This is a genomic window from Lachnospira intestinalis (assembly GCF_040095895.1).
GTDB lineage: Bacteria > Bacillota > Clostridia > Lachnospirales > Lachnospiraceae > Lachnospira > Lachnospira intestinalis.
The window spans coordinates 69,151-93,290 of sequence record NZ_JBBMFS010000010.1 but is presented as its reverse complement, the minus strand read 5'-3'; the positions used below and the strand labels follow the sequence as shown (position 1 = coordinate 93,290).

Here is a 24,140-nt window from a genome sequence, read left to right as displayed (position 1 = left end):
AGAAATGAATGAATTACAAGTCTTTAACGACTCTTGAATATGATAAAATTATTGACCGCTTAGTATCTTTTGCGGCTTCCGATAAAGCAAAGGAACGCTTAAAAAAGCTGGTGCCGATGACGGACATCCACGATATTAACGCTGCTCTTTCAGAAACCAGTGATGCCCTTTCCCGTGTCTATGCAAAGGGGGCTGTTTCTTTTGGCGGTGTACATGATGTCGGCGCTTCCGTAAAACGTCTTGAAATCGGCAGCTCCTTAAATACGGTAGAGTTACTGCATATCAGTTCCCTGCTGACCGCGGCGGCAAGGGTAAAAAATTATTACGAAGATACCACCGATTCCTTAACGGGATATTTTCATGCACTTGAACCGCTGACACCGTTAAATACAGAAATTAAGCGCTGTATTCTCTCAGAAGATGAAATCAGCGATGATGCCAGTGCAAATCTGCGCAGTATCCGCCGTCAGAAGGTGCTTGCCGCTGAACGGATTCACACCGAATTAAATAAGATGTTAAATTCTTCTTCCGTGCGTAACTGCTTACAGGATTTTGTCATCACCTCACGCTCCGGCAGATACTGTCTTCCAGTCAAAGCCGAATACAAATCGCAGGTACCCGGCATGGTGCATGACCAGTCTGCAACCGGTTCAACTCTTTTTATCGAACCGGCGGCGGTTGTCAAATTAAACAATGATATCCGCGAGCTTGAATTAAAGGAACAGGCTGAAATTGAAGCCATTCTTGCAGAATTAAGCGCAAAGGCATCTGAATTTACCGATGAACTGTTAACGGATTTTCAGGTACTGACTACGCTGGATTTCATTTTTGCAAAGGCACAGATGTCCAAGCAATATAAATGCAGCTGCCCGGTTATGAATACCAACAATTATATCAATATTAAAAAGGGACGTCACCCGCTGATTGACCCGCATAAGGTTGTGCCAATCGACATTTATTTAGGAAAGGATTTTAATCTGCTTATTATCACCGGTCCGAATACCGGCGGTAAAACGGTTTCTTTAAAGACCGTGGGACTGCTGACCTTAATGGCGCAGTCCGGTCTGCACATTCCGGCTCTCGACCACTCCGAGCTTGCCGTATTTGACAATGTATTTGCCGATATCGGTGATGAACAGAGCATTGAGCAGAGTTTAAGTACATTTTCTTCCCATATGACAAACACCGTCAGCATTTTAAAGGAAGCCGATGCACACAGCCTGATTTTATTTGATGAAATCGGTGCGGGAACAGACCCGACAGAAGGTGCGGCACTTGCCATTTCCATTTTAAATGATTTGCACAAACGCGGCATTACAACCATGGCGACCACACATTACAGCGAGATTAAGGTGTATGCACTCACCACGGACGGCGTGGAAAATGCCTGCTGTGAATTTGACGTGGAATCCCTGCGTCCAACCTACCGCTTATTAATCGGTATTCCGGGAAAAAGTAACGCTTTTGCAATTTCCAAAAAGCTCGGTCTGCCCGATTATATTATTAAAGATGCTTCTGCCCGCATGGATGCCGATGACGTACAGTTTGAAGACCTGCTCTCCGATTTGGAGCATAGCCGCATTACGATTGAAAAAGAACGTGCCGAAATCAATGCCTATAAGCAGGAAATCCAGCAGTTAAAGGACGAATTAAAGACAAAATCCGACCGGTTAGATGAACGCCGCGACAAAATTTTGCGCAAAGCCAACGAAGAAGCGGCGGCGATTTTAAAAGATGCCAAAGAATATGCCGACCAGACAATTAAGACGATGAACAAGCACGGCATGACCGTAAAAGAACTGGAAAAACAGCGCAGTGCCATCCGTGACAAGATGAATAAACGTCAGGAAAAACTTTCCGTCCAGGCAGCAAAGCCGAAAGCACATAAGGCACACGACATTTCCGAATTTAAAGTCGGCACACATGTGCGCGTTCTAAGCATGAACTTAATCGGCACCGTGACCGCACCGCCAAGTCCGAAGGGCGAAATCACCGTACAGATGGGCAGTTTAAGCACCAAGACAAAAATCAATAACTTAGAGATTCTTGTCGGCTACAAAGACCCGGAAGAAGCTAAAAAAGCACCGAAGGGAGCTGGCGGCTCCGGCAAAATCAAGATGTCCAAGGCGGCTTCGATTTCCCATGAAATCAATCTTTTGGGACTGACCGTTGACGAAGCGGTTGCCAAACTGGACAAATATTTAGACGATGCGTACATTTCAAGAATTCCGCAGGTACGCATTGTACACGGAAAAGGCACCGGTGCGCTGCGAAACGGCGTTACCGCCTACCTGCGCGGTGTTCCTTATATCAAGTCGTTCCGTCTCGGCGAAATCGGCGAGGGCGACACCGGTGTAACCATTGTAGATTTTAAATAAAAGGGGGATTTTTACATGGCGACAAAACAAAAAATACTGATTGTTGACGATGACGAAAATATTGCAGAACTCATTTCTCTTTATCTGACAAAAGAATGTTTTGAAACAAAGATTGTTTATGACGGCGAAAGTGCCCTGCTCCAGCTTGACACTTTCCGCCCGAACCTCATTTTACTGGACTTAATGCTTCCGGGTATTGACGGCTATCAAGTCTGCCGTGAAATCCGCAAGTCCAACAATGTACCGATTATCATGCTATCCGCCAAGGGCGAAACCTTTGATAAGGTACTCGGACTGGAACTGGGGGCTGATGATTATATTATCAAGCCGTTTGAAACAAAGGAGCTGGTTGCCCGCGTCAAGGCAGTTTTACGCCGCTACCAGATGCCGGCGGAATCCGCGCCGGTCGGTGCAACTGTGCAGTGCGTGGAATACCCGGATCTGATTATCAATCTCAGCAATTATTCCGTACAATACTGCGGAAAGACGGTGGAAATGCCGCCGAAGGAACTGGAACTGCTCTACTTTCTGGCTTCTTCGCCGAATCAGGTCTTTACAAGGGAACAGCTTTTAGACCACATCTGGGGTTATGAATATATCGGAGATACCCGGACGGTCGATGTCCATATCAAGCGAATCCGTGAAAAAATCAAAGACCACGCAAACTGGTCGATTGAAACGGTATGGGGCATCGGTTACAAGTTCGTAACACGCCGGTAATCCACGAAGATGAAATAAAACCGTCATAACACCGGAAAGGATTGTTTTCAATTATGAAATTTAATCTTTTAACCAAATACCTTTTTGTCTATGCGGCAGTTGCCCTGCTCGGCTTTTTAGGCGTGACTTTTATCAGCTACCGCATCGACTATGCAAAGGTTTACAACTACTATACAGATGCCCTGTACAAGCAGGCACTGTCGATTTCAAGTGAATACGCCGATGACTATTTCAGTGAGGAACACCTGCGTATCGTTGAAACCGAATTACGGACCGTTGCCCTGCTCAACGATACACGCATTATGTTTATCGACACCGCAGGCAATATCATTCTGGATACAGCTTATGCACAGGAGCATAACACAAAAGATATTTTATACACCATTGATGGCTTTGATTATACCAGTCTGGGGACAAAACACACGCAGACCGGCGATTTTTACGGTATGCTTGACTGTACCTGTTTAAGTGTCTTCGCACCGATAACCAGCTCCTTTACGATGAAAGGCTATGTGGTTGTGCATTTAGATGAAAATGTGATTACCGATAATGTATACACAACCTTTAATACCAACTACATCACACTGGTTATGGTAATGCTTTTAAGCCTCAGCTTTATCGCACTGTACTTTGTCCAGATTCACAAACCGCTCAACGGCATTATCAAAGCGACAAAGGAATACGGAAAAGGAAATCTCGCCTATAAAATTGATGTCAAAAATGATATTGATGAAATCGGACGGCTGTCCGCTTCCTTAAATTATATGGCATCAAAGCTGGACGAATCCGACCAGTTCCAGCAGAAGTTCCTATCCAACATTTCCCACGATTTCCGCTCACCGCTGACATCGATTAAGGGATATCTGGAAGCCATTGCAGACGGTACGATTCCGCCGGAAATGACAAAAAAATATATTGATATTGTCCTGTTTGAAACGGACCGGCTGACGAAGCTGACAAGCAACATTTTAACGCTGAATGAATTAGACCCGAAAACCGTGCGGCTTGAATTGTCCGTATTTGATGTCAATTCGATTATCAAGCACACGATTGAAACCTTTGAGGGAACGTGTAAAAAGAAGCGGATTCAGTTCCAGCTGACCTTTTCCGCGGAAACCTGTTCCGTCAAAGCCGATAAAAGCAAAATCGGACAGGTTATTTATAACCTTGTCGACAACGCAATTAAATTCAGCCACGAAAATTCCGTGATTTACATTTCCGTGCGGGAAAAAGGTGAGAAAGCCTATATTTCCGTCAAGGACAATGGCTCCGGTATTTCAAAGGAAAGTCTTGATAAAATCTGGGACCGCTTTTACAAATCCGATGCATCCCGCGGCCGCGACAAAAAAGGCTCCGGCCTTGGCCTTTCTATCACTAAGGAAATTTTACAGGCACACAATGAAACGATTGATGTCGTCAGCACCGTCGGCGTCGGCACAGAGTTTATTTTTACACTGGCTTTAAGTAAATAAAAAATCATCCGCTTTCCTCAACGTTATCACTTGACTTCGGAAAGCGGATGATTTTTTTACCGGAAGTGTGGCGGGCGGGATGGGGTTGGCTTTAGAAAATATTACACTGTAAAAAGCCGACGTATAAAGTTTTGCTTTTCTGCTTACTTTATACGCCGGCTTTTATTTTCAGTCTTTTACAACTTTATATTTACTTTTGCTTCTAATTCTATTTTGTAAATAAATCTTTACGTTTTCTGATGACCAGAACGCCTGCACCGATAAACATGACTGCCATCAGCATTACATATAATCCTGCATTGGCGGTATCGCCTGTTTTTACAGTTTCATTCTTTGTATTTTCTGCTTTTGCAGCTTCGGTCTGTGCGGTTGAAACATTTTCATTCACAACCTTCGGTGCTTCCTCTGCCGTCTTTGCCTGTTCTGCAATAACATAGGTACTGAAATGGTTGGTTACAAAGACTGCTTTGCCGTCCTTGCAGACTGCCTGCATATCTGTTGCCGTTCCGTCTGCTTCCATACGGAATACCTTTGTATTGGCTTCCTCATAGCCTGCCGGAATGTCTAATGTTACTTCAACGCCGCCAGGGAACTGATGAACAAATTCCGTACCTCTTAAAATAGAGATGTCTACGACTACCATTTTTTCATGCTATTCTTATATTCATTCACTTTTCCAGTGCAATCTGTGCAGATGTCCTTCCAGATTCATTGTTTCAAAATTGTGCTGGCGCAAAGCCTCATACAGTACAATTGCAACGGAATTGGACAGATTCAGGGAACGGATATCGCCAATCATCGGGATACGGATACATGTTTCCTCATTATCGACCAGAATTTCTTCCGGAATTCCGGCACTTTCCTTGCCAAACATAATATAACAGTCATCCTCATAAGACACATCACAGTAAGTCTTTTGTGCCTTAGTCGTTGCCATATATATCTTTGCACCCGGATTTTTTTTCTGAAAATCCGCATAGTCATCGTACACGATTACGTCCAGCTTGTCCCAGTAATCCAGTCCGGCACGCTTTAACATCTTTTCATTTAACTTAAAGCCGAGCGGTTCAATCAAATGCAGTCTTGCGCCCGCCGCCACACACGTTCTTCCGATATTTCCGGTATTCGCCGGCATCTCCGGTTCATGTAATACAATATTTAACATCTTTTCCCCTTTCTGATCCTGCAATCAACCAGTTACACAACTGCACCGTCCTATCCGTCAATGCCTCCGCCGTGTATTATAATTAATTCACATTAATTGCAATATCCAGTTCCATATGAATCTCATCACTTGTCAGCGGAACACAGATATTCTGACTGTAAGACTGCTTTAAATAAACATTTCCGCGGCATAAAGTCGGCGGTGTGATATCCATGGCAATGCCTTTTGTCGAAAGAATCGTTGCCGCATTTCCCATCATCATATTGCCCAGCTCATTAATCGCACTGGCAGACATATCGTCGAGTGCCGTAACCGGCATCCCCATCATCATCTTGGAGGCTACATGGAGTGCATGTGCTTCCGGAAATGACATTAAAACCTGTCCGCGCACTTCTCCTGTCACACCAATCATAATAATCACGGAATCACTTGCAAACTCCGTTGTCTTTACATACGGTCTGCCAATTTTCATATCGACCTGGCAAATATCTTTAATCACGCTGGTTGCCGCCATTAAAAAAGGATTGATATATTCTACGCTAAATTCTGCCATCATTTCCTCCCAAGGACTCTATAAACTTCTGTATTCTTTCTAATCCCACCTTTAAATTTTCGATGGAGTACGCATAAGAAATGCGCACAAAGCCTTCACCTGATGCTCCGAAAGCTGTTCCCGGTACTACTGCCAGCTTCTGTTCACTCAGTAACCTTGTTGCAAATTCCTCTGATGTCATTCCAAATTTCTTAATTGACGGGAATACATAAAATGCACCATACGGCTCAAAACATTCCAGTCCCATCTCTTTAAAGGCATTGAGCAGAAAACGTCTTCTCTGATCATATGCCTCTACCATCATTTCAACCTCCATGTCACAATTTTTCAACGCTTCCACTGCCGCAAACTGGCTGTTCGTCGGTGCACACATAATCGCAAACTGGTGGAGTTTTACCATCTGTTCAATGACCGTGGCAGGTCCGCAGGCATAGCCTAAGCGCCATCCGGTCATTGCAAATGCTTTTGAAAAGCCGTTAATCACAATGGTCCGCTCCTTCATGCCAGGCAGTGAACCAATCGAACAGTGGCGCTTCCCTCCATATGTCAGTTCCGCATAAATTTCATCGGAAATCACATATAAATCCTTTTCAATAATCACCGGAACAAGTTCTTCCAGTTCTTCCTTCGTCATAATTGCACCGGTCGGATTGTTCGGATATGGCAGTACCAGTATCTTGGTCTTATCCGTAATGCTGTTTAAAAGCTGTTCTTTTGTCAGCTTAAAATCATTTTCCGCCTTTAATTCAATCGGCACCGGCACGGCATCCGCCATGACTGCACACGGCAGATACGACACATAACTCGGCTGCGGAATCAGCACCTCATCGCCGGGGTCTGTCATACAGCGCAGTGCCACATCAATCGCTTCACTACCGCCGACCGTGACAAAAATTTCATGCACCGGGTCATAGTGCAGATCATATTTGCGGTTTACATACCGGCTGATTTCTTCACGCAGTTCTTTTAAACCTGCATTGGATGTATAAAATGTTCTTCCCTTTTCCAGCGTATAAATGCCTTCTTCGCGGACATTCCACGGTGTATCAAAATCCGGTTCTCCGACACCTAAAGAAATCGCATCCGGCATTTCACTGACAATATCAAAAAATTTACGGATTCCTGACGGTTCAATACCGATTATTTTCTTTGACAATGGATTTCTCATGGTGTCACCAGCATCCTTTCATCTTTTTCTTCTGCATCCAATACCCTGCCGTAATCCTTATATTTTTTCAGTACAAAATGTGTGGATGTGCTGAGTACCGAATCCAGCGGTGAAAGCTTATTGGCTACAAACTGTGCCACTGATTTCATCGTCTTGCCTTCAATAATGACCGTAAAGTCAAATCCACCGGACATTAAATAAACCGATGTAATCTCATCGTATTTATAAATGCGCTCTGCAATGCTGTCAAATCCCAATCCGCGCTGCGGTGTGACTTTCACTTCAATCAGGGCTGTTACTTTTTCTTCACTTGTCTTGTCCCAGTTAATCAGGGTATTATAACCGCAGATGACATGCTCTTTTTCCATATCCGCGATTTCATTGGCGACTTCCACCTCTGTCATGCCAAGCATAACCGCCATGTCTTTTAAATCGATTCTGCTGTTTTTTTCCAGCATATTTAATATCTTTTCTCTCATACATTCATCCGCCTTTCGCTGTAATCCAAGACTTATATAAAACGATATACCTCGTCCCGGTTCGGTGTGTCCAAATACCGTACCTCATCGTCATTGCGCAAAATTTTATTGTGATCTGCCGTTGTCCTTCCAATGACAGATGCCTTAATTCCTGCATCAGACAATATTTTTATTATATCATGTCCGTTATCCGCTGTCATTAACAAAGCACCACAAGATTCCAATTCATATGGATTTACGTCAAAAATTTCACAAATCTCAATAATCTCCTGTCTGACCGGAATCTTTTTAAAATCAATATCCAATCCGACTTTTCCGGCTTCTGCCATATCCCACAGTGCTGCAAAAATGCCGCCCTCAGAAACATCGTGCATACCGGTCACGCCTGCCTGTGCAGCAAGAAACGCTTCTTCCCCAACGGACATATCCTGTGCATTTCCCTGTGCCTTTTCAATCACGTCTTCTCTGTAAAACCGTAAAATTTCCGGGCGGTTCTTTGCAATAATCTGCCGGATGCCGCTGATACCAATCCACTTTGTCAGAATCACGTCCTGTCCCGGATGAATATTTTTCGCCGATAAATTTTTCCCGTCACACAGCCCGATTACCGTCACCGTTACAACCGGTTCTAAAACCGCTGCACTGCCCTGCGTATGTCCGCCGGAAATCTGGATACCCAGCGGTTCGCACTGCTTTTGGAGCGTTTCCATGATTTCCCGCAGCTTCGCCTCCTCTGCGGACAGCGGTAAAAGCACCGTGCACTCCGCCGCCACGGGAATTCCGCCGCCTGCATAAATATTATTGGCGGCTCGCTGTACCGGATTTTTCGCTGCAATGTCCCCCGTTGCAGCCGCTGCCGCACTCACCACCGCAGGCTTGTCTTTCTTTTGCAGGCTGATATACGCACAGTCTACACCAATCTCCGGTTTCGCCGCATATTCTTCACGTTTTTTTATCTGCTTTAAAACAGAACGCTTCAAAATCGAATTTGATACTTTTCCCGGATTCATATACTCTCCATTCCGGCAGGTCTTTAAGTAAAACTTGCCACTTTGCCTTATTTAGGTTATGATTAGTAAAGCAGGGCTGATGCCACCATCGGCACAACCATTGCCAATACTAAAATAATAATGATAATTGCAGAAAAAATTTGCTTGTTTTTTTTATTGTTAAAATTAATCATTTTCTTCTCCATTCCGCAGGCATTTTAATGCCGGAGGAATCGCGGACTGAATTTATTCAGTTCTGCGATAAGCGCAGCTTTGTGACGCCTGCGGCACAAAACTGCCGTGTGAAAAATCTTGAATTTAAGGATTTTTCACACTTGCTCCATTTCTGTGATTATCCCAATGTAAAGGATAAATTATGAAACTGATACTGCCTTATTTTATACTAATATTATTTCTGCTTCAACATAATATGAAAAAAAATTCAAAAAAAGAGAAAATTAACAATGAAACCTTCTGGAAACGGGAGTCGGAAGCCAATTCTGTGCGGAAAAAAGATATTTCCGGACTGGATTACATCCGGATTCCGGATACACTGACCTGTCCGGATACGCAGGATGAACGTATCTTAAAGGAGTGGCATACAATTGAAGCTTTAAAAGAAAAAAAGATTTTAAATCTGTCAGGTTTTACTAACACCGATTTAAAGTTGGAATACGGTGTCGGCAACTTAACCGAGCTGACCGATTATGACAACAACTATGTCACACTGAGCCGCTCCCTTGCAAGAATTGCTGAACTACTGACAGAACAGGGGTTGAAAAAAGAGGCTACCGCATTTTTGGAATTCGGCATCGCAACCCATACCGACATCGGTAAAAACTATACCCTGCTTGCCGGATATTACATGGAATATGGAAAGCCTGAAAAAATCGACTTTTTAATCGCACAGGCAGAACAGCTTTCCTCGCTTTCCAAAGACCCGATTATTGCCCGGTTAAAAGCCATCCAGCGCGGAGAGGCTTCACCTGCCTAACTTTTTACTGCGCTTACGATTAAACAGACTTTTTATTTTTTATACGGCAGTTTCCCATGTTCCGAAATAATGCCATCAATGATTTTTGAAGCCCGGCTTTTTGTCAGGCTGTCAATGTCCTGCTCCAGTGTCAATCCGTGATAGGAAACCAGCGCCGCCAGATACCGTTTCTGCGCCGCCGTAACCGGTGTATCTTTCTTGACCGTGTAATTAAGCGGCAGGGTTTCTCTAAATCCTTCATCGTCCGGTTTCACCTCATACAGCCTGTAATAAAGCTGATGGGCGCTGACCGCATCGTCTAAGGCACGGTGCGAATTACCCGGATTAATCTGAAAATATGCGCAAAGCACATCCAGATTTTTATGTTCCACCTCAGGAAGCAGTCTTCTTGCAAGCTTTAAGGTATCAATTCCGTTCTTTTCAAAAGGAATCCCATGATTCACACACGCTTTTTTCAAAAATGAATAGTCAAATATAATATTATGTCCCAGAAGCGGCATATCCCCGATAAAACTTACAATTTCATCAATTACTTCCGAAACATGCGGCTGCCCTGCCACCATTTCATCGGTAATTCCGGTCAGTTCCACAATCCGCTGCGACAGCTTCTCCTTCGGATTTAACAGACGGCTGTAGGTTTCTGTAATCTCGCCGTCACAGACCTTTGCCATGCCGATTTCAATAATCTGATTTTCTGACGGATTCAGCCCCGAAGTTTCCAAATCCAGTGCCACATAGTCCCTTATCATAACCAATCCTCGTTTCCCGTTTACTTTCTATCTCTTATCCTTTGATTTACAGATATCCTGCAAAAAACACTCACTGCACTTTGGCGCACGCGCCGTACAGATTTCCCGTCCAAATGTAATAATCTGTATATTGTATACAATCCAGTGGTCTTTCGGCAGGACCTTCATTAAATCATATTCAATCTTTTCCGGTTCAGTTTCCTTTGTAAAACCCAGTCTTTGGGAAATACGCTTGACATGGGTATCCACTACGATACTCGGTTCATGAAAAATATTGCCGCGGATGACATTCGCCGTTTTTCTGCCAACCCCCGGAAGACTTGTAAGCTCCTCTAATGAAGACGGCACTTCTCCGCCAAAATCCACACAGACTCTTCTTGCCGTTTCAATCAGGTTCTTTGCCTTGCTGTGGTAAAATCCAATCGAGCGGATATCCTGCTCCATTTCCTTTACATCTGCATGTGCAACTGCCGATACGTCCGGGTACTTTACAAATAAATCCTTTGTCACGATATTGACCCGCTCATCGGTACACTGCGCCGACAGCATCGTTGCCGCAAGCAGCTCCCACGGTGTCGTGTAATTTAAACTACACCGGAATTCTGTCGTATACCGCTCATCTAACCGCTCTAAAATGCTTTTCGTTCTTTTTGTCATAATCTCACTAATCTCCATTCCGCAGGCATTTTAATGCCAAAGGAATCGCGAGCCAAATATCAGATTTGGCTCTGCGATAAAAGCTATTTGTTTTTGGGTACACAAAAAGCGGGTGATGGGAATCGAACCCACGTATCTAGCTTGGAAGGCTAGTGTTCTACCATTGAACTACACCCGCAAAAGTGCCTAGAACCGGAATCGAACCAGTGACACGAGGATTTTCAGTCCTCTGCTCTACCGACTGAGCTATCTAGGCAGAAATCTAAGATTTCTTATCTTTTATTATCACTGTGCCACCTTTACACGACAAGCACAGTGATAATTATACAATAATATTTTTTTTCAGTCAATCCCCAAAATTTATTTTTTATGCTTCTTTTTATCCTGCAGGGATTCCTGTTCCTTTACATAAGCTTCATACAAATCGGGGCGGTACTTCTTTGTCCGCTCAACAGACTTTTCAAGACGCCATGCGTCTACATTGCCGTGGTGTCCCGATAAAAGAATGTCGGGTACTCGCATTCCTTCAAATTCCACCGGACGGGTATACTGCGGATATTCAAGCAGTCCATTTTCAAAGCTTTCGGTTTCTGCCGATTCTTTGTTATTTAAAACACCCGGCACCAGTCTGGACACCGCATCAATCACAACCATTGCCGGCAGTTCTCCGCCGGTCAGCACATAATCTCCAATGGACACATAATCGGTCACGATCTTTTCCAGCGCACGCTCATCAATGCCCTCATAATGCCCGCACAGAATACACAAATCCTCTTCCTGTGCAAATTCCTGTGCCATCTGCTGTGTAAACGGATACCCCTGCGGTGTCATATACACCACTCTCGGCTTCTTTCCAATCCGCTCTGTCACGCTTTTATACGCGGAGCAGACAGGTCCCGGCTGCATAACCAGTCCGGCACCGCCGCCATACGGATAATCGTCCACCTTCATATATTTATTTTCTGCAAAATCACGGATATTTACCGCATCTACCGATAAAATTCCGTTCTGGATTGCACGTCCTGTAATACTTGTATTCAGTCCGTCCAGAATCATCTGCGGAAACAGGGTCAGTACGTGAAATCTCATTATTTTGCTACCTCTGCGATTGAATTTAACAGGAATGCATAGTAATCATGATGCAGGTTCATACCGTTGGTGCTGTAATCCGGATTTAAGTATCCGGCACCGTTTTTATATGCAGAAGCCACATCAATATAGGTGTATCCGGCAGAAGCTGCAAGAACACTTACCGTATCATTTACATCATCAATTGCAGACTGTGTGATTTTATTCGTATCACGTGCTTCAAATCCGCTTGTTACAGGAAGCAGGGATAAAATGTATACCTTTGCGGACGGACAGCTATCCTTTACGGCTCCTGCCAGTGTAATTAAATCTTCTGCTATCGCTTCAGCGCTCTTGCTTCCGAAATTGACATCATTTAAGCCGACCATGATAAATACCTTGGAAGGATTTAACTGTGCTACGCTGTCTACTTCTGCAACTGCCTTTGTCGTTGTCAGGTTATTTCCGGCAACCACATGTGCGCTGTTTAAGAAACCGTATTCCTGAATACCGCCGATAATGGAATCCCCGAACAATACAGCATCACTGTAATAATCCTGTGTTGTAAAATCTGCTTCTCCGGCAGGTCCGTCAATCGCAAGAATACCGCTGTTTGACGGTGCTGCCGTTGTAGCTTCTGTTGCAGGCTGTGTTGTCGGTGCTTCTGTTGCTGCCACTGTCGGTGCCTGTGTTACCGGCTGTGTTTCATTCTGTGTTGTCTGCTGTGCCGTTGTCGGCGGTACTGCCGCCTGCTGCTTATTGTCGGAAGATGATCTTCCCATAAACCGGATAACTGCCACGCAGATAACCAGTGCCACAAGCACACCTGCCGCTCCGAAGCAGTAATTTCTGTATTTATGCCACATTCTCATTTTCCGGTTCAGTTTCACTGAACTTTTTGTATCTTTTCCATTGTTATCCATTTCCTGTTACCAGCCTTTCTAACTATTGTTTTTCTACCATTTTACACGTTTTAACACGACTGCCGAAGTCTTTCTAAGACCGATATCTAACCAGCCGCCGTTTACTGTATACCAAAGCTGTTCCTCACCGAAACCGCCGTCAAATGTCACAAATATCTGTTCCATCTCATCTTTATCCGTAATGCCAAGTTCCCAGACCGGAACCCTGACCCTTCTTTCATCTTCAGAATTATTGACAATGACTACAACTGCATCCTTCTGATTAAATCTGCCATAAGCAATCAGATTATACTCTCCGACAAGCGGTTTATAAGAACCGGTCTTTAAAACTTCCTGTGACTTATGCATGGCAATTGCCGCCTTGTGAAATGCAATCAGTTCCTGATCTTCACTGCCCCACGGATACGTTCTTCTGTTATCCGGGTCTGTCCAGCCGCACACGCCTGCTTCATCACCGTAATAAATAGTCGGCGCTCCGGGCCATGTCATCTGAATGATGACAGCTTCCATAAAGACCGCTTTATTGATACCTTCGTTCGCAGCTTCTGCTCCAACGGATGCCGTTCTGCCGACACGGTGGTTCGTTCTGGTCAGAAAACGCGAGTGGTCGTGATTTGAAAGTTCATTCATGGAAATCGCAACTGCCTGTCCACCCATACGGGACATATTGTGATGCATCGCCCCGAAAAAATTGCCCGCATTGCCAAGCATATCCTGACGGAACTCATCACTGTGCTTCTGCATACCGGTTAAAAACCACGTCACCGGTTCCATAAACGCATCATAGTTCATAATGGTATCCCATTCATCCCCCTGGAGCCAGTCATAGGAATCGCCGTAATTTTCTGCAAGAATGACAGCTTCCGGATTTGCTTCCTTGACTGCCTTTCTGAACTTTTTCCAGAACTGGTGGTTGTATTCCCGGCTGTTGCCCAGATCTGCCGCAACATCCAGCCGCCAGCCGTCTACGCAGTACGGCTCGGATACCCATTTTTTACCAATACCTAAAATATACTGCTCCAGTGTATCCGCTTCCTCGTAGTTAAGCTTCGGCAGGGTGTCATTGCCCCACCAGCCGTCATACGAGTTGTTATCCGGCCACTGGTTACTGTAGAATTTAAAAAAGGTATGATACGGACTGTTAAAGCTCTCATACGCACCGGATGCATACTGTTCCGGGCTTGTACTGTAAATATGCTCTCTGTCAAGCCATTTATTAAACGAACCGCAGTGGTTAAATACGCCGTCAATAATGACCTTCATGCCTCTTTTGTGAATTTCTTCCACCAGCTTTGCAAAAAATTCATTGCTGGCTTCCAGATTCTTTTTATTCGTTACCCTGTCCATATACCGGGATGCATGTGTATTACACTGATCTCCCTCACTGAGCAGTTTTCCCTCATCCGATACAATCACACCGAAATGCGGGTCTATATAATCGTAGTCCTGTATATCATATTTATGATTGGACGGCGATACAAACAGCGGGTTAAAGTAAATAACCTCTACCCCTAAGTCCTGTAAATAATCCAGCTTGTCCCATACGCCTTTTAAGTCGCCGCCGTAGAAATTACGCACATCCATCTGCGCCGGATACCGGTTCCAGTCGTCCACCTGACAGACATGCTCTCCGATATAGCTGTATTCATCATTTAATACATCATTGCTTTTATCCCCATTGCAGAAGCGGTCTGTAAAAATCTGATACATCACCGCACCCTTTGCCCACTCCGGGGTCTGAAAGCCCGGCATAATCTGAAAATTATAAAAAGGATTTAATTCTTTTGCCGCGCCAATCTGATTATAAAAACAGACATTTTTGCCGGAAACGACTTTAAAATAGTAATAAAGCTTTTCTTCCGCCACTTCCACCGATGCCTCGTAGTAATCAAACAGTGTATTATTGGCAACACGGTACATCTCATACTCCTGATTGTTTACATACAGGTATGCCGTATCCACATTATACCTTCCTGTTCTTAAGCGAAGCTTTACCGTATCCCCCGGCTGCGGTTCTGCCGGTATTCTATATTCTTCTGTAACGTCACTGAATAACGCCCCTGTCTTTAATACCGGACGTGTATTACACATATACATCAGCTTCCGATTGCTGGCTGTCATATTTTCAATGGCTTTTACAATTCTCATGGACAGACTCCTCTTTTTAATTTCACATTCTTTATTATATAACGAAATTCAATAGATTTCAACAACATCATCATTTTGCCCTTGAATCTCCCTATAAGCAGTAAAAAGGACAGCCGGGGAAGGCTGTCCTTTTTGGAGAAGGTATTTCACTTATTATGGGGTGTAGCAAAAAATATATAATGTATTGGGGGGTTTTTACGTTAATTATAGTATCATGAACGCAAAGTGAAGTGTTCACAATCTTGACGAATTTTGTCGATTTTTTTTGTGCATATTTCACAACCGTTTCCCCACCCTTTGAATACAATCTAATTTTCAAACAACGCCTCAAACTCCTCACGGGTTACTTTTTCTTTTTCCAGAAGCAGCTGTGCGCTCTTTTCAAGCACATCCATATGCTCCTCAATCATCTTCTTGGCTTTGCCATAGCACTCGTCAATGATGTTCTTTACTTCCATATCAATCTGGGAAGCCACCTCTTCGCCATACGGTCTGGTATGTGCCAGATCCCTGCCAATAAAGACTTCATCACTGTCGTTATCATAATTAATCAATCCCAGCTTTGATGAAAAGCCGTATTTTGTAACCATTGACCGGGCAGTTTCCGTGGCCTGTTTAATATCCTGTGATGCTCCGGTGGTAATATCATCAAATACCAGTTCTTCCGCAATACGTCCGCCTAAGCTGACGATAATATTCTGAAGCATTTTTCCGCGTGTGTTAAACATTTCATCTCGTTCTGGCAACGGCATAGTATAACCTGCTGCCCCCATTCCCGTCGGAATAATGGAAATCGTATGCACCGGACCGACATCCGGAAGCAGATGAAATAAAATTGCATGTCCGGATTCGTGGTATGCCGTAATCTTCTTTTCTTTTTCAGAAATAATCTTACTGCGTTTTTCCACACCGATGCCAACCTTTACAAATGCGTAATTCACATCTGCATTGGTAATATATTTTTCTTTTCGCTTGGCTGCGTTAATTGCCGCCTCATTTAACAGATTTTCCAAATCCGCACCGGTAAATCCGGCTGTGGTTCTTGCAAGACTTTCTAAATCCACATCATCACCGAGCGGTTTCTTTGCCGCATGGACATTTAAAATTTCAAGACGTCCCTGTACATCCGGCCGTCCGACAACAACTTTTCTATCAAAACGTCCCGGTCTTAAAATCGCCGGGTCTAAAATATCAATACGGTTTGTTGCCGCCATCACGATAATACCTTCGTTGATACCAAAACCGTCCATCTCAACAAGCATCTGGTTTAACGTCTGCTCGCGCTCGTCATGTCCGCCGCCCATACCGGTACCACGGCGTCTTGCCACGGCATCGATTTCATCGATAAATACGATACACGGTGCGTTTTTCTTGGCTTCTTCAAATAAGTCACGCACACGGGAAGCACCGACACCGACAAACATTTCCACGAAATCCGAACCGGAAATGCTAAAGAAAGGCACACCCGCTTCTCCTGCTACTGCCTTTGCAAGCAGTGTCTTACCGGTTCCCGGAGGACCTGTTAAAATCACGCCTTTCGGGATTCTTGCGCCCAGTTCTGTATATTTCACCGGATTTTTTAAGAAATCCACAATTTCTTCAAGTTCTTCTTTTTCTTCCTGAAGACCGGCAACGTCTTTAAATGTAACAGGGTTTTGTGTACCGTTCATCAGCTTGGCACGGCTTTTTCCGAAGTTCATCATCTTCGCGCCGCCACCGCCGCCTGCCTGTCTGTTGGTCATCATCATAATTACAATAATAATCACCAGACAGATACCAAACGGAAGAATCGTTGTAATCCATACGCTGTCTCTTGTCACATCTTTTAACGTGTACCGGATATTGTTATCCAGCAGTAACTGTTCAATTTCATGCACATCGGAAACATTTAACAGTTCCTCGCCGTTGTCCGTCTTGGTAATAGAGAGTACACCGGTCGGCACTTCTGAATTCTGCTTGATTAACACGCTGGATACATATCCGTTCTGGACATCCCACAGGAAATTGCTGTAGCTGTATGATGATGACGATGGTGAAAGTCTTTCCAGTGCAAAATAAAGCACGGCAATCACCGCTATAACCACCAGATAAATGCCAACTCCTCCCATTTTATTTCTGTTTGTATTCATATATTCCTCCTTGTTTTGCGAAGCAAAATCCGAGCCTCTAAGGCGAGGAGAGGAATTTGCCTCCTGATTCTTTATTCACTTTCGATTACACCGACATATGGCAGATTTCTGTAATGCTGGTCATAATCGAGTCCATATCCGACTACAAATTTATCCGGAATTTCAAATCCGTTATAAGCAACATCTATTTCTACTTCGCGGCGTTCCGGCTTGCTAAGCAGTGTACAAATCCGCAAATCTTTCGGTCCGCGTTCCTGTAACATCGGAACAAGTCTTGACAATGTATTTCCGGAATCAATGATATCTTCAACAATGATAACATTTTCATCTTTTAACGGCTCGTCCAGGTCTTTTTTAATCTGAACTGTTCCGCTTGATACCGTGCCGCTTCCATAGCTGGATACCTGCATAAAATCAAGCATTACCGGTACGGTAATTCTTTTTGCGAGTTCACACGCAAAAAAAGCACTGCCCTTTAAAATGCAGATCAGTTTTACGGTTTCCCCTGCGAAATCACTGCTGATCTGGGCTGCCAGTTCACACACTCTCTTTTCAATTTCTTCCTCTGATATCATCACACTGATATGATGCTGTTCCATTTCATTTATCCTCCTGCATTACTACGCTTATTTTTAATATCCTTTGAGTCGAATCCGTAACCAGCCCGGCACTGCTTCGTCTGACACCTGCCGCCCACAGTATCTCATCGGATACGGCAAGCAGAAGAACCGCATCTCTTACCTGCCTTGGCACTTTCTTATCAATCAGTTCTTTTTTTAAGGTCTTTTTCGTGCCATTCCTGTCAATCCTTATAAAATCTGCCGTTTTCCGGAAACGAAAAGAAAAATTATCCTTTATTTTATCATAATCAAAGAGTTTCGTATAGTCGTTATTTCCATAAATTTCTGATAAGCTACCCTGTTCTAAAATGACCACTGCCTTACGGCATTCGTTTACCCGTGTAAAATACACCGGCTCATTGACAGGAATAGTTATTCTCTTCCCACGCCATATTTTTTCAAATTCCAGTAAATCCGGCATCTGCACCGCACTGTCAGCCGGATTTTGCGGCATACTTCCGCATTGCTCTGTACCGCCGTGTATACCGCCACACTGCTTTCTGCTGTCGAGGTGTGCCGTTTTGTTCCGCGCAATCGTAATTTCATCATATCCCCTTACCGCCACCAGCCCATACGGCAGGCTCACACATTTGCCGACAGAATGTTCAAGAAGCTCCTGCACTGCCCCGACATGTACCCTGTAAATATCTTTTGCACCATTGGCTGCCACTTCTATTGCCTGCCGGATAGCATACTGCTGTAAAACCGGCGGTGCAGAAACCAGCGCCTTTACAGACAACTTTACGGACGGTTTTGACGGATTTTCCTGCGGCTGTAAAATAACCGCCTTTTCATACAGCCCTGCCGCCTGCTGTTCAATATATTCTTCCGCCTGCAAAACGCTGTCTGCCAGTTCCGTCAGCTTCTGTACGGCATTGGGATTCAGATTCTTCTCAAGATACGGAATCAGTTCCCGGCGTATTTTATTTCTTGTATACACCAGTTCTTCATTGGTGCTGTCCGTCACATAAGAAAGTCCTTGCAATGTCAGATATTCCTCAATCTGTGCACGGCTCACACATAAGAGCGGACGGATAATATTGTCCCGCACCGGACGGATTCCACAAATTCCGCGCAGGCTGCTGCCCCGTACCAGATTCATCAGTACGGTTTCAGCCTGGTCATTCTGATGGTGTGCCACGGCGATTTTTACTTTTCTGCCTGTATGCTTTTCCTGCTGCGTGGCAATTTCCTTAAAAATGCGGTAGCGCAGGATTCTTCCCGCCTCTTCCTCTGACAGCTTCTCCTGGTGTGCCACAGACGGCACATCCACCCTGCGGCTTATATATTCCACCGATAACTGTCTGCAAAGCTGCTTCGCAAACTGCTCATCCCGTTCTGCCTCTGTTCCGCGGATTCCGTGATTGACATGCACCGCCAGAAGACGGATATCCAGTTGTTCTTTTTCTATAATTTCTTTTAAAACAGCCACCAGACATACCGAATCCGCACCGCCGGACAAGCCGGCAACAAGGATGCCTGTATTTTCTAACATCCGGTGTTCCTGTATATATTTGTATATTTTCTTTACCATAAAACAATTATATTCTCATTTTTCATAGGTGTCAAACAGTCCCAGTACCAAAACCGTACAGTCATCCGATGCTTTCATATCATTATAGGCAAGCGACTGTTCCAGAAGTTTCTCTGCCATTGCGGACGGTTCCCGTATCGTCAGGGCATGAATCATCTGTGCCATGCGTTCCTCTTTATTCACACACGGAATATTATCCAGTACTCCGTCACTGACCATAACAATATAATCGCCGTCATAGAGTTTCTTTGTCGTGCAGTCATAATCGACCTGTTCTAACACCCCCATCGGCAGTGTCGTTGACTGGATAATCTCCACCCACTTGTCCCGCCTGATAAAGGTGGATACCGCACCCAGCTTCATACAGTGCATATACCCCGACTGGCAGTCTATCACACTCATGTCCATTGTTACCGGATTTCCCGTTCCGCCGCCTGCAATATACGCAGAATTAATCAGATCAATGGATGCTTTTTCATCAAACCCGGCATCAATGCAGTTTTCCATCAGTTCAATGACCATACGGCTTTCAATGTAAGCGCGTTTTCCGCTGCCCATGCCGTCTGCAATCGCAGCGATGGCTTTTCCACATTCTAACCGCGAAATCAGAAAGTTATCCCCATTAAAATGACTTTTCCCCTTATTCATTCTTGCCACACCACTGAGCAGTTTAAACCGGTCTTCCTGAATAAAAATGTACTGATGATATTCTTCATTGATAATCCGGCGGTTGGAATCATCCGGATAATATCCGCTCCGCAGCACTTCTGTAAGCACCGGAACAACTTTTTTTGCTGCCACACAGCTTCTGCCCACAGTCCTTGCCTGAAACACAATGGCATTTCTGCCATTTTTTTTTGACAAATGCTGTACGTTTTTTATGCGTATCCCGTTCACGAAACATTTGCGTGTCAGTTCCCTGACAAAATCTTTTTTTCCGTCTTCCGTATGCACATACATGGTCATACATTCTTCCAGTACATCCGCAACTAAAAAAAGCTGTTTGGAAATTCCGGTACCGCTTTTTTGCGGTTCCGAAGCGTTTTCATACGCTTCGCCAAGACGTCTGAATGTCCTGGCAGTTTCCTCCAGCTTTGTTACGGAATAGTCCACTACATAATCCTGCACCCTTTCACTCATACAGCCCCTCCTGCTTCTGGCATTTTTCTGCCTATTATAGACGCTGTTTTGTGCAGTTTTTGTCAGGTAGTGTAACCTGTCACAATATTTTATTAGTTTTCCGGTTTAAATACCAGTTCATCCGGATAAATCATGCCGAATTTATCCTTTGCAACTTCTTCAGCAAATTTTTTGGTCTGGATATACTTTTTATATTCATCAATCTCATCAGACCGGTTCTGCTGTTCTTCCACCTGCTCCTGCAACTGTGCCACGCGTGCCTGATATTCTTTATTCTGCTTTTCCAGTGTCCGCTTGCCGCTCCAGATCACAGCGCCCATAATCATGACAAGGGCAAATGCAAGCACCATGCCTAAAATTGCTGACTGTTTCTGCCGCTTTCTTCTTGTTTCTCTTTCCCTGCGTGTTTCAAACTTCATTGCCCTGCCCCCTTTTCCTTACAGCCGCCGCTTTGATGCAGCCTGTTATTTTATGTACTCCTATTTTAATCAAACAGAGTGCTTTTTTCAATGGCTTTAAACATAAATTTATGAATTTTGTAGTGTATTTTACAAAAAATGTGCCAAATGCATACCGGTATAAAACCGCCCCTGCCAAAAAACCTGTCACCAGAAAACCTCTTAAAATACCGTCATTTACTTCATAGGTCATGCAAAATACGGTAACTGCCGCATATATCCAGTACAAAATATCTTCTGCCGACATCACCCATATATTTTTATGACGGATTACGCGTCTGAAGATACGGATACAGTCATATTCTAATGCCAGCACCATTCCTAAAAAGAGTGCCGACAATAATGTCCTGCCCTCCCACCAGATTAGTTTTGCAATCATCGAAACAGCCTTCCAAGCATGGATTCTCCCTTTTTGGCATAGGAATTTACCTCGGAATAGGCATAGCTTTCAATCGTACCGTCAATATCCAGTTCTCCTTTTTCCACGGACAGCCGGCTGACATGCAGATTTGCACCTTTAATCGTAATCATGCCGCAGTCGGATTCCAGAATAACTTTATTTAAATCAAAAGAAATGACATCGACGATACCCGTCATTTCCAGCTTATTGCGGTTTTCCATGTGCATTTTATGCAGACGCTTCTGTTTTACTTTTTCTTCCATAACGGCCTCCATCCTGATACTTGATTGTATCAGTATATGTCTGCCCGCATGATTTCAGAACCGCCTACAGATATTCAAACATATCTGCTGCTTCTTCTTTTTTGACAGTATCCTTTACATCGGTTACACGGACTTTCACAGACTTATTGCCAAATGCGATTTCAATCACGTCACCGGCTTTTACATCTGCCGATGCTTTTGCCACTTTTCCGTTAATCACAACCCTGCCCGCATCACACGCCTCATTTGCCACGGTACGGCGCTTAATCAGTCTGGATACCTTTAAATATTTATCTAATCTCATCGCTGCTCCTTTTTGCTGTATCCCGGCGGCAGCCCCGCCAGGCGCACATATGAAAAAACTGCCGCACCCGCGATTATACAATCGGCGGCACGGCAGCCTTAGATTCTCTTTTGCCTTAAATTAAGCGTTTACAGCATCCTTTAAAGCCTTACCAGCCTTAAACTTAGGTGCCTTGCAGGCTGCAATCTTAATTTCCTTGCCTGTCTGTGGGTTCTTACCTGTTCTTGCTGCTCTTTCAGTTACTTCAAAAGTACCGAAACCAACTAACTGGATTTTTTCGCCCTTCTTTAATTCTTCGCCTACAACATCGATAAATGCCTTTAATGCCTTTTCGCTGTCTTTTTTAGATAATTCAGTCTTGTCAGCAATTGCTGCAACTAACTCAGTCTTATTCATGTGAATTTCTCTCCTCAATCAGTATATTTCTATTGGATTTCCCCAACAAAATCATTTATAAACTTTTTTACAGCTTTTGTCAATACAAACCGCCTATTTTAGGCATTTTCACGGCATTTCAAGGGTTTTGTAATGAAATCCCGTCAAAAATTTAGTAAAAATGCCAACGCACGCCTACTCTGCGCCTTCCTGTGCCTCTAAAATACGGCATTTCTCCCGCTGTTTTTCAAGTGCCTTTAAAGGGATTTTCCCCTGTTCATACATCTTTTCGTACTCTTTTAACCGTCCCAGCTTTTCTTCTTTTTTTACGCGTTTCCACACGCTTAATCCTTCACCGGGTGTCCTTGACATTTCTTCATCGCCAAATACATTCGGATGTCTTCTGACCAGTTTCTTTGCCAGCTCGTCAATAACATCATCCAATGTAAATTCCTGCCGTTCCTGCGCAATTTCCGCATACATCAGCACCTGAAGCATTAAATCGCCGAGTTCTTCCCTCAGATTGATAAAATCCTCGTTGTCTACGGCTTCCACAACCTCTGCGGCTTCATCGGCCACACATTTTTTCATGCTCTCATAGGTCTGCGTGCTGTCCCACGGACAGCCGTCCGGCTGGCGCAGCTTATGCACAATTGCCAGCAGGTCCTTCCATTCATACGTTTCTTTTAAATACTCTTGATTTTTCATCTGTTTTTTATACTCCCTTAAATTCCACAATCAAGATTCCATCTGTCTTCCTAAAAAATCAGCTGCTGCAACAGCCAGTGCTTTTTCGGTATCCGTAAAATGTATTTTACCGTCTTTTGTCGTAATAATCACTGCTCCGAGTACATCCCCGGCACAGATAATCGGACTTAATGCCTGTTCCTTATATTCTTCTTCCAGATTCTCCGCAACCGGCACAAACTCCCTGTCCCCGCTTGCCGCAACAAGTGTGCTTCTGTTATCTAAAAGCTGCTCCATTTTTTTCGTGATATTCTTTTTTATCATGTCCTTTTTATCCGGACCTGCTGCCGCAATAATCTGGTCGCGGTCCGAAACGCAGACGGTATGCCCTGTTGTCTGCGCAAGCGACTCCGCATACTCTTTGGCAAAAGCCCCCAGCTCTCCGATGGGTGAATATTTTTTTAAGATTATCTCACCCTCTTTATCGGTAAATATTTCAAGCGGGTCTGTCTCCCGGATGCGAAGCGTTCTTCTGATTTCTTTGGGAATGACAATTCTCCCCAAATCATCGATTCTTCTTACAATGCCTGTCGCTTTCATAATCTGCTTTCCTCCAATGCTATATTTGGGCCGGCAGCTTTATTAATCTATGTCTGTTCAAATCAATAAAGCCGCTCTTTTTGCTATATATTAGCTTTGGAGTTAGTATGTGGAAAATGTGAATATTTATACAAACCTAAGCCATCTGTTCACACTAGTTTTTTATA

General features: G+C 44.1%; 26 protein-coding genes and 2 tRNA genes. 4 read left to right on the top strand and 24 right to left on the bottom strand.

The annotated features are described in order from the left end of the window. Positions 1–8: 8 nt before the first annotated feature. Genes WMO37_RS11630 through WMO37_RS11620 form a run of 3 tightly spaced genes read left to right on the top strand, consistent with a single transcriptional unit; the run spans position 9 to position 4,570 of the window. The gene (locus WMO37_RS11630) at positions 9–2,378 is read left to right on the top strand and encodes an endonuclease MutS2 (RefSeq protein WP_349155096.1); all 2,370 of its coding nucleotides are present in this window, start codon (positions 9–11) and stop codon (positions 2,376–2,378) included. Between the two features lie 15 nt (positions 2,379–2,393). Further along, complete coding sequence (locus WMO37_RS11625) at positions 2,394–3,098, top strand: response regulator (RefSeq protein ID WP_022431841.1); 705 nt, start codon at positions 2,394–2,396, stop codon at positions 3,096–3,098. 53 nt (positions 3,099–3,151) lie between these two features. Further along, positions 3,152–4,570, top strand: coding sequence for a HAMP domain-containing sensor histidine kinase (locus WMO37_RS11620; RefSeq protein WP_349155095.1), 1,419 nt, complete (start codon positions 3,152–3,154; stop codon positions 4,568–4,570). A gap of 208 nt (positions 4,571–4,778) precedes the next feature. On the opposite strand, the gene WMO37_RS11615 is transcribed toward WMO37_RS11620, so the two are convergent. From WMO37_RS11615 to WMO37_RS11590, 6 genes are all read right to left on the bottom strand, one after another. Then, complete coding sequence (locus tag WMO37_RS11615) at positions 4,779–5,213, bottom strand: sortase B protein-sorting domain-containing protein (RefSeq protein WP_349155094.1); 435 nt, start codon at positions 5,211–5,213, stop codon at positions 4,779–4,781. Between the two features lie 21 nt (positions 5,214–5,234). Beyond that, complete coding sequence (locus WMO37_RS11610) at positions 5,235–5,735, bottom strand: tRNA (cytidine(34)-2'-O)-methyltransferase (RefSeq protein ID WP_349155093.1); 501 nt, start codon at positions 5,733–5,735, stop codon at positions 5,235–5,237. An 82-nt stretch (positions 5,736–5,817) separates the two neighbouring features. Continuing rightward, positions 5,818–6,288 (bottom strand): chemotaxis protein CheX, encoded by a 471-nt coding sequence (locus WMO37_RS11605; RefSeq protein WP_022431837.1) that lies wholly within the window; start codon positions 6,286–6,288, stop codon positions 5,818–5,820. Continuing rightward, a complete protein-coding gene (locus WMO37_RS11600; protein ID WP_022431836.1) occupies positions 6,275–7,456 on the bottom strand; it encodes a pyridoxal phosphate-dependent aminotransferase in 1,182 nt (393 codons plus the stop codon). The genes WMO37_RS11605 and WMO37_RS11600 overlap by 14 nt, the downstream gene beginning before the upstream one ends. Continuing rightward, positions 7,453–7,935, bottom strand: a complete 483-nt coding sequence (locus WMO37_RS11595) for an Lrp/AsnC family transcriptional regulator (protein ID WP_022431835.1) — start codon at positions 7,933–7,935, stop codon at positions 7,453–7,455. The genes WMO37_RS11600 and WMO37_RS11595 overlap by 4 nt, the downstream gene beginning before the upstream one ends. A 32-nt stretch (positions 7,936–7,967) precedes the next feature. Then, entirely contained in the window at positions 7,968–8,945 is a 978-nt protein-coding gene (locus WMO37_RS11590; RefSeq protein ID WP_349155092.1) for an AIR synthase-related protein, read from the bottom strand. A gap of 409 nt (positions 8,946–9,354) precedes the next feature. Here WMO37_RS11590 and WMO37_RS11585 point away from each other — a divergent pair, with 409 nt between their 5' ends. After that, positions 9,355–9,918 carry a hypothetical protein gene (locus tag WMO37_RS11585; protein WP_349155091.1) on the top strand — a complete coding sequence of 188 codons (564 nt, stop codon included), beginning with the start codon at positions 9,355–9,357 and terminating at the stop codon, positions 9,916–9,918. A gap of 32 nt (positions 9,919–9,950) precedes the next feature. On the opposite strand, the gene WMO37_RS11580 is transcribed toward WMO37_RS11585, so the two are convergent. The 18 genes from WMO37_RS11580 to spoVT all read right to left on the bottom strand — a co-directional run bounded on the left by WMO37_RS11580 (position 9,951) and on the right by spoVT (position 23,973). Continuing rightward, positions 9,951–10,667, bottom strand: a complete 717-nt coding sequence (locus WMO37_RS11580; protein ID WP_349155090.1) for an exonuclease domain-containing protein — start codon at positions 10,665–10,667, stop codon at positions 9,951–9,953. A gap of 27 nt (positions 10,668–10,694) precedes the next feature. Continuing rightward, positions 10,695–11,324, bottom strand: a complete 630-nt coding sequence (gene nth, locus WMO37_RS11575; RefSeq protein WP_349155089.1) for an endonuclease III — start codon at positions 11,322–11,324, stop codon at positions 10,695–10,697. Positions 11,325–11,431: 107 nt separating this feature from the next. Further along, a tRNA-Gly gene (locus tag WMO37_RS11570) sits at positions 11,432–11,502 on the bottom strand. A gap of 5 nt (positions 11,503–11,507) precedes the next feature. After that, positions 11,508–11,580: transfer RNA gene (locus tag WMO37_RS11565), tRNA-Phe, on the bottom strand. A gap of 104 nt (positions 11,581–11,684) precedes the next feature. After that, positions 11,685–12,413 carry a tRNA (guanosine(37)-N1)-methyltransferase TrmD gene (gene trmD, locus WMO37_RS11560; protein ID WP_022431829.1) on the bottom strand — a complete coding sequence of 243 codons (729 nt, stop codon included), beginning with the start codon at positions 12,411–12,413 and terminating at the stop codon, positions 11,685–11,687. Continuing rightward, complete coding sequence (locus tag WMO37_RS11555; protein ID WP_349155088.1) at positions 12,413–13,258, bottom strand: GDSL-type esterase/lipase family protein; 846 nt, start codon at positions 13,256–13,258, stop codon at positions 12,413–12,415. Before WMO37_RS11555 ends, trmD begins: the two co-directional genes overlap by 1 nt. Before the next feature lie 90 nt (positions 13,259–13,348). Continuing rightward, on the bottom strand, positions 13,349–15,406 hold the full coding sequence (locus WMO37_RS11550; RefSeq protein ID WP_436970289.1) for a glycoside hydrolase family 13 protein: 2,058 nt from the start codon (positions 15,404–15,406) through the stop codon (positions 13,349–13,351). Between the two features lie 365 nt (positions 15,407–15,771). Next, on the bottom strand, positions 15,772–17,592 hold the full coding sequence (gene ftsH, locus WMO37_RS11545; protein ID WP_349155087.1) for an ATP-dependent zinc metalloprotease FtsH: 1,821 nt from the start codon (positions 17,590–17,592) through the stop codon (positions 15,772–15,774). Between the two features lie 71 nt (positions 17,593–17,663). Next, positions 17,664–18,191, bottom strand: a complete 528-nt coding sequence (gene hpt, locus WMO37_RS11540) for a hypoxanthine phosphoribosyltransferase (protein WP_349155086.1) — start codon at positions 18,189–18,191, stop codon at positions 17,664–17,666. 1 nt (position 18,192) lies between these two features. Further along, a complete protein-coding gene (gene tilS, locus WMO37_RS11535; protein ID WP_349155085.1) occupies positions 18,193–19,746 on the bottom strand; it encodes a tRNA lysidine(34) synthetase TilS in 1,554 nt (517 codons plus the stop codon). A gap of 15 nt (positions 19,747–19,761) precedes the next feature. Beyond that, positions 19,762–20,886: a SpoIIE family protein phosphatase gene (locus WMO37_RS11530; protein WP_022431823.1), complete on the bottom strand. Its 1,125-nt coding sequence runs from the start codon at positions 20,884–20,886 to the stop codon at positions 19,762–19,764. A 92-nt stretch (positions 20,887–20,978) separates the two neighbouring features. Continuing rightward, positions 20,979–21,305: a septum formation initiator family protein gene (locus WMO37_RS11525; protein WP_227089965.1), complete on the bottom strand. Its 327-nt coding sequence runs from the start codon at positions 21,303–21,305 to the stop codon at positions 20,979–20,981. Further along, complete coding sequence (yabQ, locus tag WMO37_RS11520) at positions 21,295–21,723, bottom strand: spore cortex biosynthesis protein YabQ (protein ID WP_022431821.1); 429 nt, start codon at positions 21,721–21,723, stop codon at positions 21,295–21,297. Before yabQ ends, WMO37_RS11525 begins: the two co-directional genes overlap by 11 nt. Further along, positions 21,720–22,007 (bottom strand): sporulation protein YabP, encoded by a 288-nt coding sequence (yabP, locus tag WMO37_RS11515; protein ID WP_022431820.1) that lies wholly within the window; start codon positions 22,005–22,007, stop codon positions 21,720–21,722. The genes yabQ and yabP overlap by 4 nt, the downstream gene beginning before the upstream one ends. Before the next feature lie 64 nt (positions 22,008–22,071). Further along, entirely contained in the window at positions 22,072–22,311 is a 240-nt protein-coding gene (locus tag WMO37_RS11510) for an RNA-binding S4 domain-containing protein (protein WP_022431819.1), read from the bottom strand. A gap of 120 nt (positions 22,312–22,431) precedes the next feature. Next, positions 22,432–22,707 (bottom strand): HU family DNA-binding protein, encoded by a 276-nt coding sequence (locus WMO37_RS11505; protein ID WP_022431818.1) that lies wholly within the window; start codon positions 22,705–22,707, stop codon positions 22,432–22,434. A gap of 174 nt (positions 22,708–22,881) precedes the next feature. Further along, positions 22,882–23,394: a MazG nucleotide pyrophosphohydrolase domain-containing protein gene (locus WMO37_RS11500; RefSeq protein WP_022431817.1), complete on the bottom strand. Its 513-nt coding sequence runs from the start codon at positions 23,392–23,394 to the stop codon at positions 22,882–22,884. Between the two features lie 30 nt (positions 23,395–23,424). Next, positions 23,425–23,973, bottom strand: coding sequence for a stage V sporulation protein T (spoVT, locus tag WMO37_RS11495; RefSeq protein ID WP_349155084.1), 549 nt, complete (start codon positions 23,971–23,973; stop codon positions 23,425–23,427). Between the last annotated feature and the right edge of the window lie 167 nt (positions 23,974–24,140).

Coding starts and splice junctions, on each gene's coding strand:
- WMO37_RS11605 (WP_022431837.1), bottom strand. CDS start 6,288: ATGGCAGAATTTAGCGTAGAATATATCAATCCTTTTTTAATGGCGGCA.
- trmD (WP_022431829.1), bottom strand. CDS start 12,413: ATGAGATTTCACGTACTGACCCTGTTTCCGCAGATGATTCTGGACGGA.
- tilS (WP_349155085.1), bottom strand. CDS start 19,746: ATGGTAAAGAAAATATACAAATATATACAGGAACACCGGATGTTAGAA.
- WMO37_RS11620 (WP_349155095.1), top strand. CDS start 3,152: ATGAAATTTAATCTTTTAACCAAATACCTTTTTGTCTATGCGGCAGTT.
- ftsH (WP_349155087.1), bottom strand. CDS start 17,592: ATGAATACAAACAGAAATAAAATGGGAGGAGTTGGCATTTATCTGGTG.
- WMO37_RS11530 (WP_022431823.1), bottom strand. CDS start 20,886: ATGAGTGAAAGGGTGCAGGATTATGTAGTGGACTATTCCGTAACAAAG.
- WMO37_RS11500 (WP_022431817.1), bottom strand. CDS start 23,394: ATGAAAAATCAAGAGTATTTAAAAGAAACGTATGAATGGAAGGACCTG.
- WMO37_RS11505 (WP_022431818.1), bottom strand. CDS start 22,707: ATGAATAAGACTGAGTTAGTTGCAGCAATTGCTGACAAGACTGAATTA.
- WMO37_RS11580 (WP_349155090.1), bottom strand. CDS start 10,667: ATGATAAGGGACTATGTGGCACTGGATTTGGAAACTTCGGGGCTGAAT.
- yabP (WP_022431820.1), bottom strand. CDS start 22,007: ATGGAAGAAAAAGTAAAACAGAAGCGTCTGCATAAAATGCACATGGAA.
- WMO37_RS11510 (WP_022431819.1), bottom strand. CDS start 22,311: ATGAGATTAGATAAATATTTAAAGGTATCCAGACTGATTAAGCGCCGT.
- WMO37_RS11585 (WP_349155091.1), top strand. CDS start 9,355: ATGAAAAAAAATTCAAAAAAAGAGAAAATTAACAATGAAACCTTCTGG.
- WMO37_RS11600 (WP_022431836.1), bottom strand. CDS start 7,456: ATGAGAAATCCATTGTCAAAGAAAATAATCGGTATTGAACCGTCAGGA.
- WMO37_RS11610 (WP_349155093.1), bottom strand. CDS start 5,735: ATGTTAAATATTGTATTACATGAACCGGAGATGCCGGCGAATACCGGA.
- WMO37_RS11525 (WP_227089965.1), bottom strand. CDS start 21,305: ATGAAGTTTGAAACACGCAGGGAAAGAGAAACAAGAAGAAAGCGGCAG.
- spoVT (WP_349155084.1), bottom strand. CDS start 23,973: ATGAAAGCGACAGGCATTGTAAGAAGAATCGATGATTTGGGGAGAATT.
- WMO37_RS11615 (WP_349155094.1), bottom strand. CDS start 5,213: ATGGTAGTCGTAGACATCTCTATTTTAAGAGGTACGGAATTTGTTCAT.
- WMO37_RS11625 (WP_022431841.1), top strand. CDS start 2,394: ATGGCGACAAAACAAAAAATACTGATTGTTGACGATGACGAAAATATT.
- WMO37_RS11590 (WP_349155092.1), bottom strand. CDS start 8,945: ATGAATCCGGGAAAAGTATCAAATTCGATTTTGAAGCGTTCTGTTTTA.
- hpt (WP_349155086.1), bottom strand. CDS start 18,191: ATGGAACAGCATCATATCAGTGTGATGATATCAGAGGAAGAAATTGAA.
- WMO37_RS11550 (WP_436970289.1), bottom strand. CDS start 15,406: ATGTGTAATACACGTCCGGTATTAAAGACAGGGGCGTTATTCAGTGAC.
- WMO37_RS11630 (WP_349155096.1), top strand. CDS start 9: ATGAATTACAAGTCTTTAACGACTCTTGAATATGATAAAATTATTGAC.
- yabQ (WP_022431821.1), bottom strand. CDS start 21,723: ATGATTGCAAAACTAATCTGGTGGGAGGGCAGGACATTATTGTCGGCA.
- WMO37_RS11555 (WP_349155088.1), bottom strand. CDS start 13,258: ATGTGGCATAAATACAGAAATTACTGCTTCGGAGCGGCAGGTGTGCTT.
- WMO37_RS11595 (WP_022431835.1), bottom strand. CDS start 7,935: ATGAGAGAAAAGATATTAAATATGCTGGAAAAAAACAGCAGAATCGAT.
- nth (WP_349155089.1), bottom strand. CDS start 11,324: ATGACAAAAAGAACGAAAAGCATTTTAGAGCGGTTAGATGAGCGGTAT.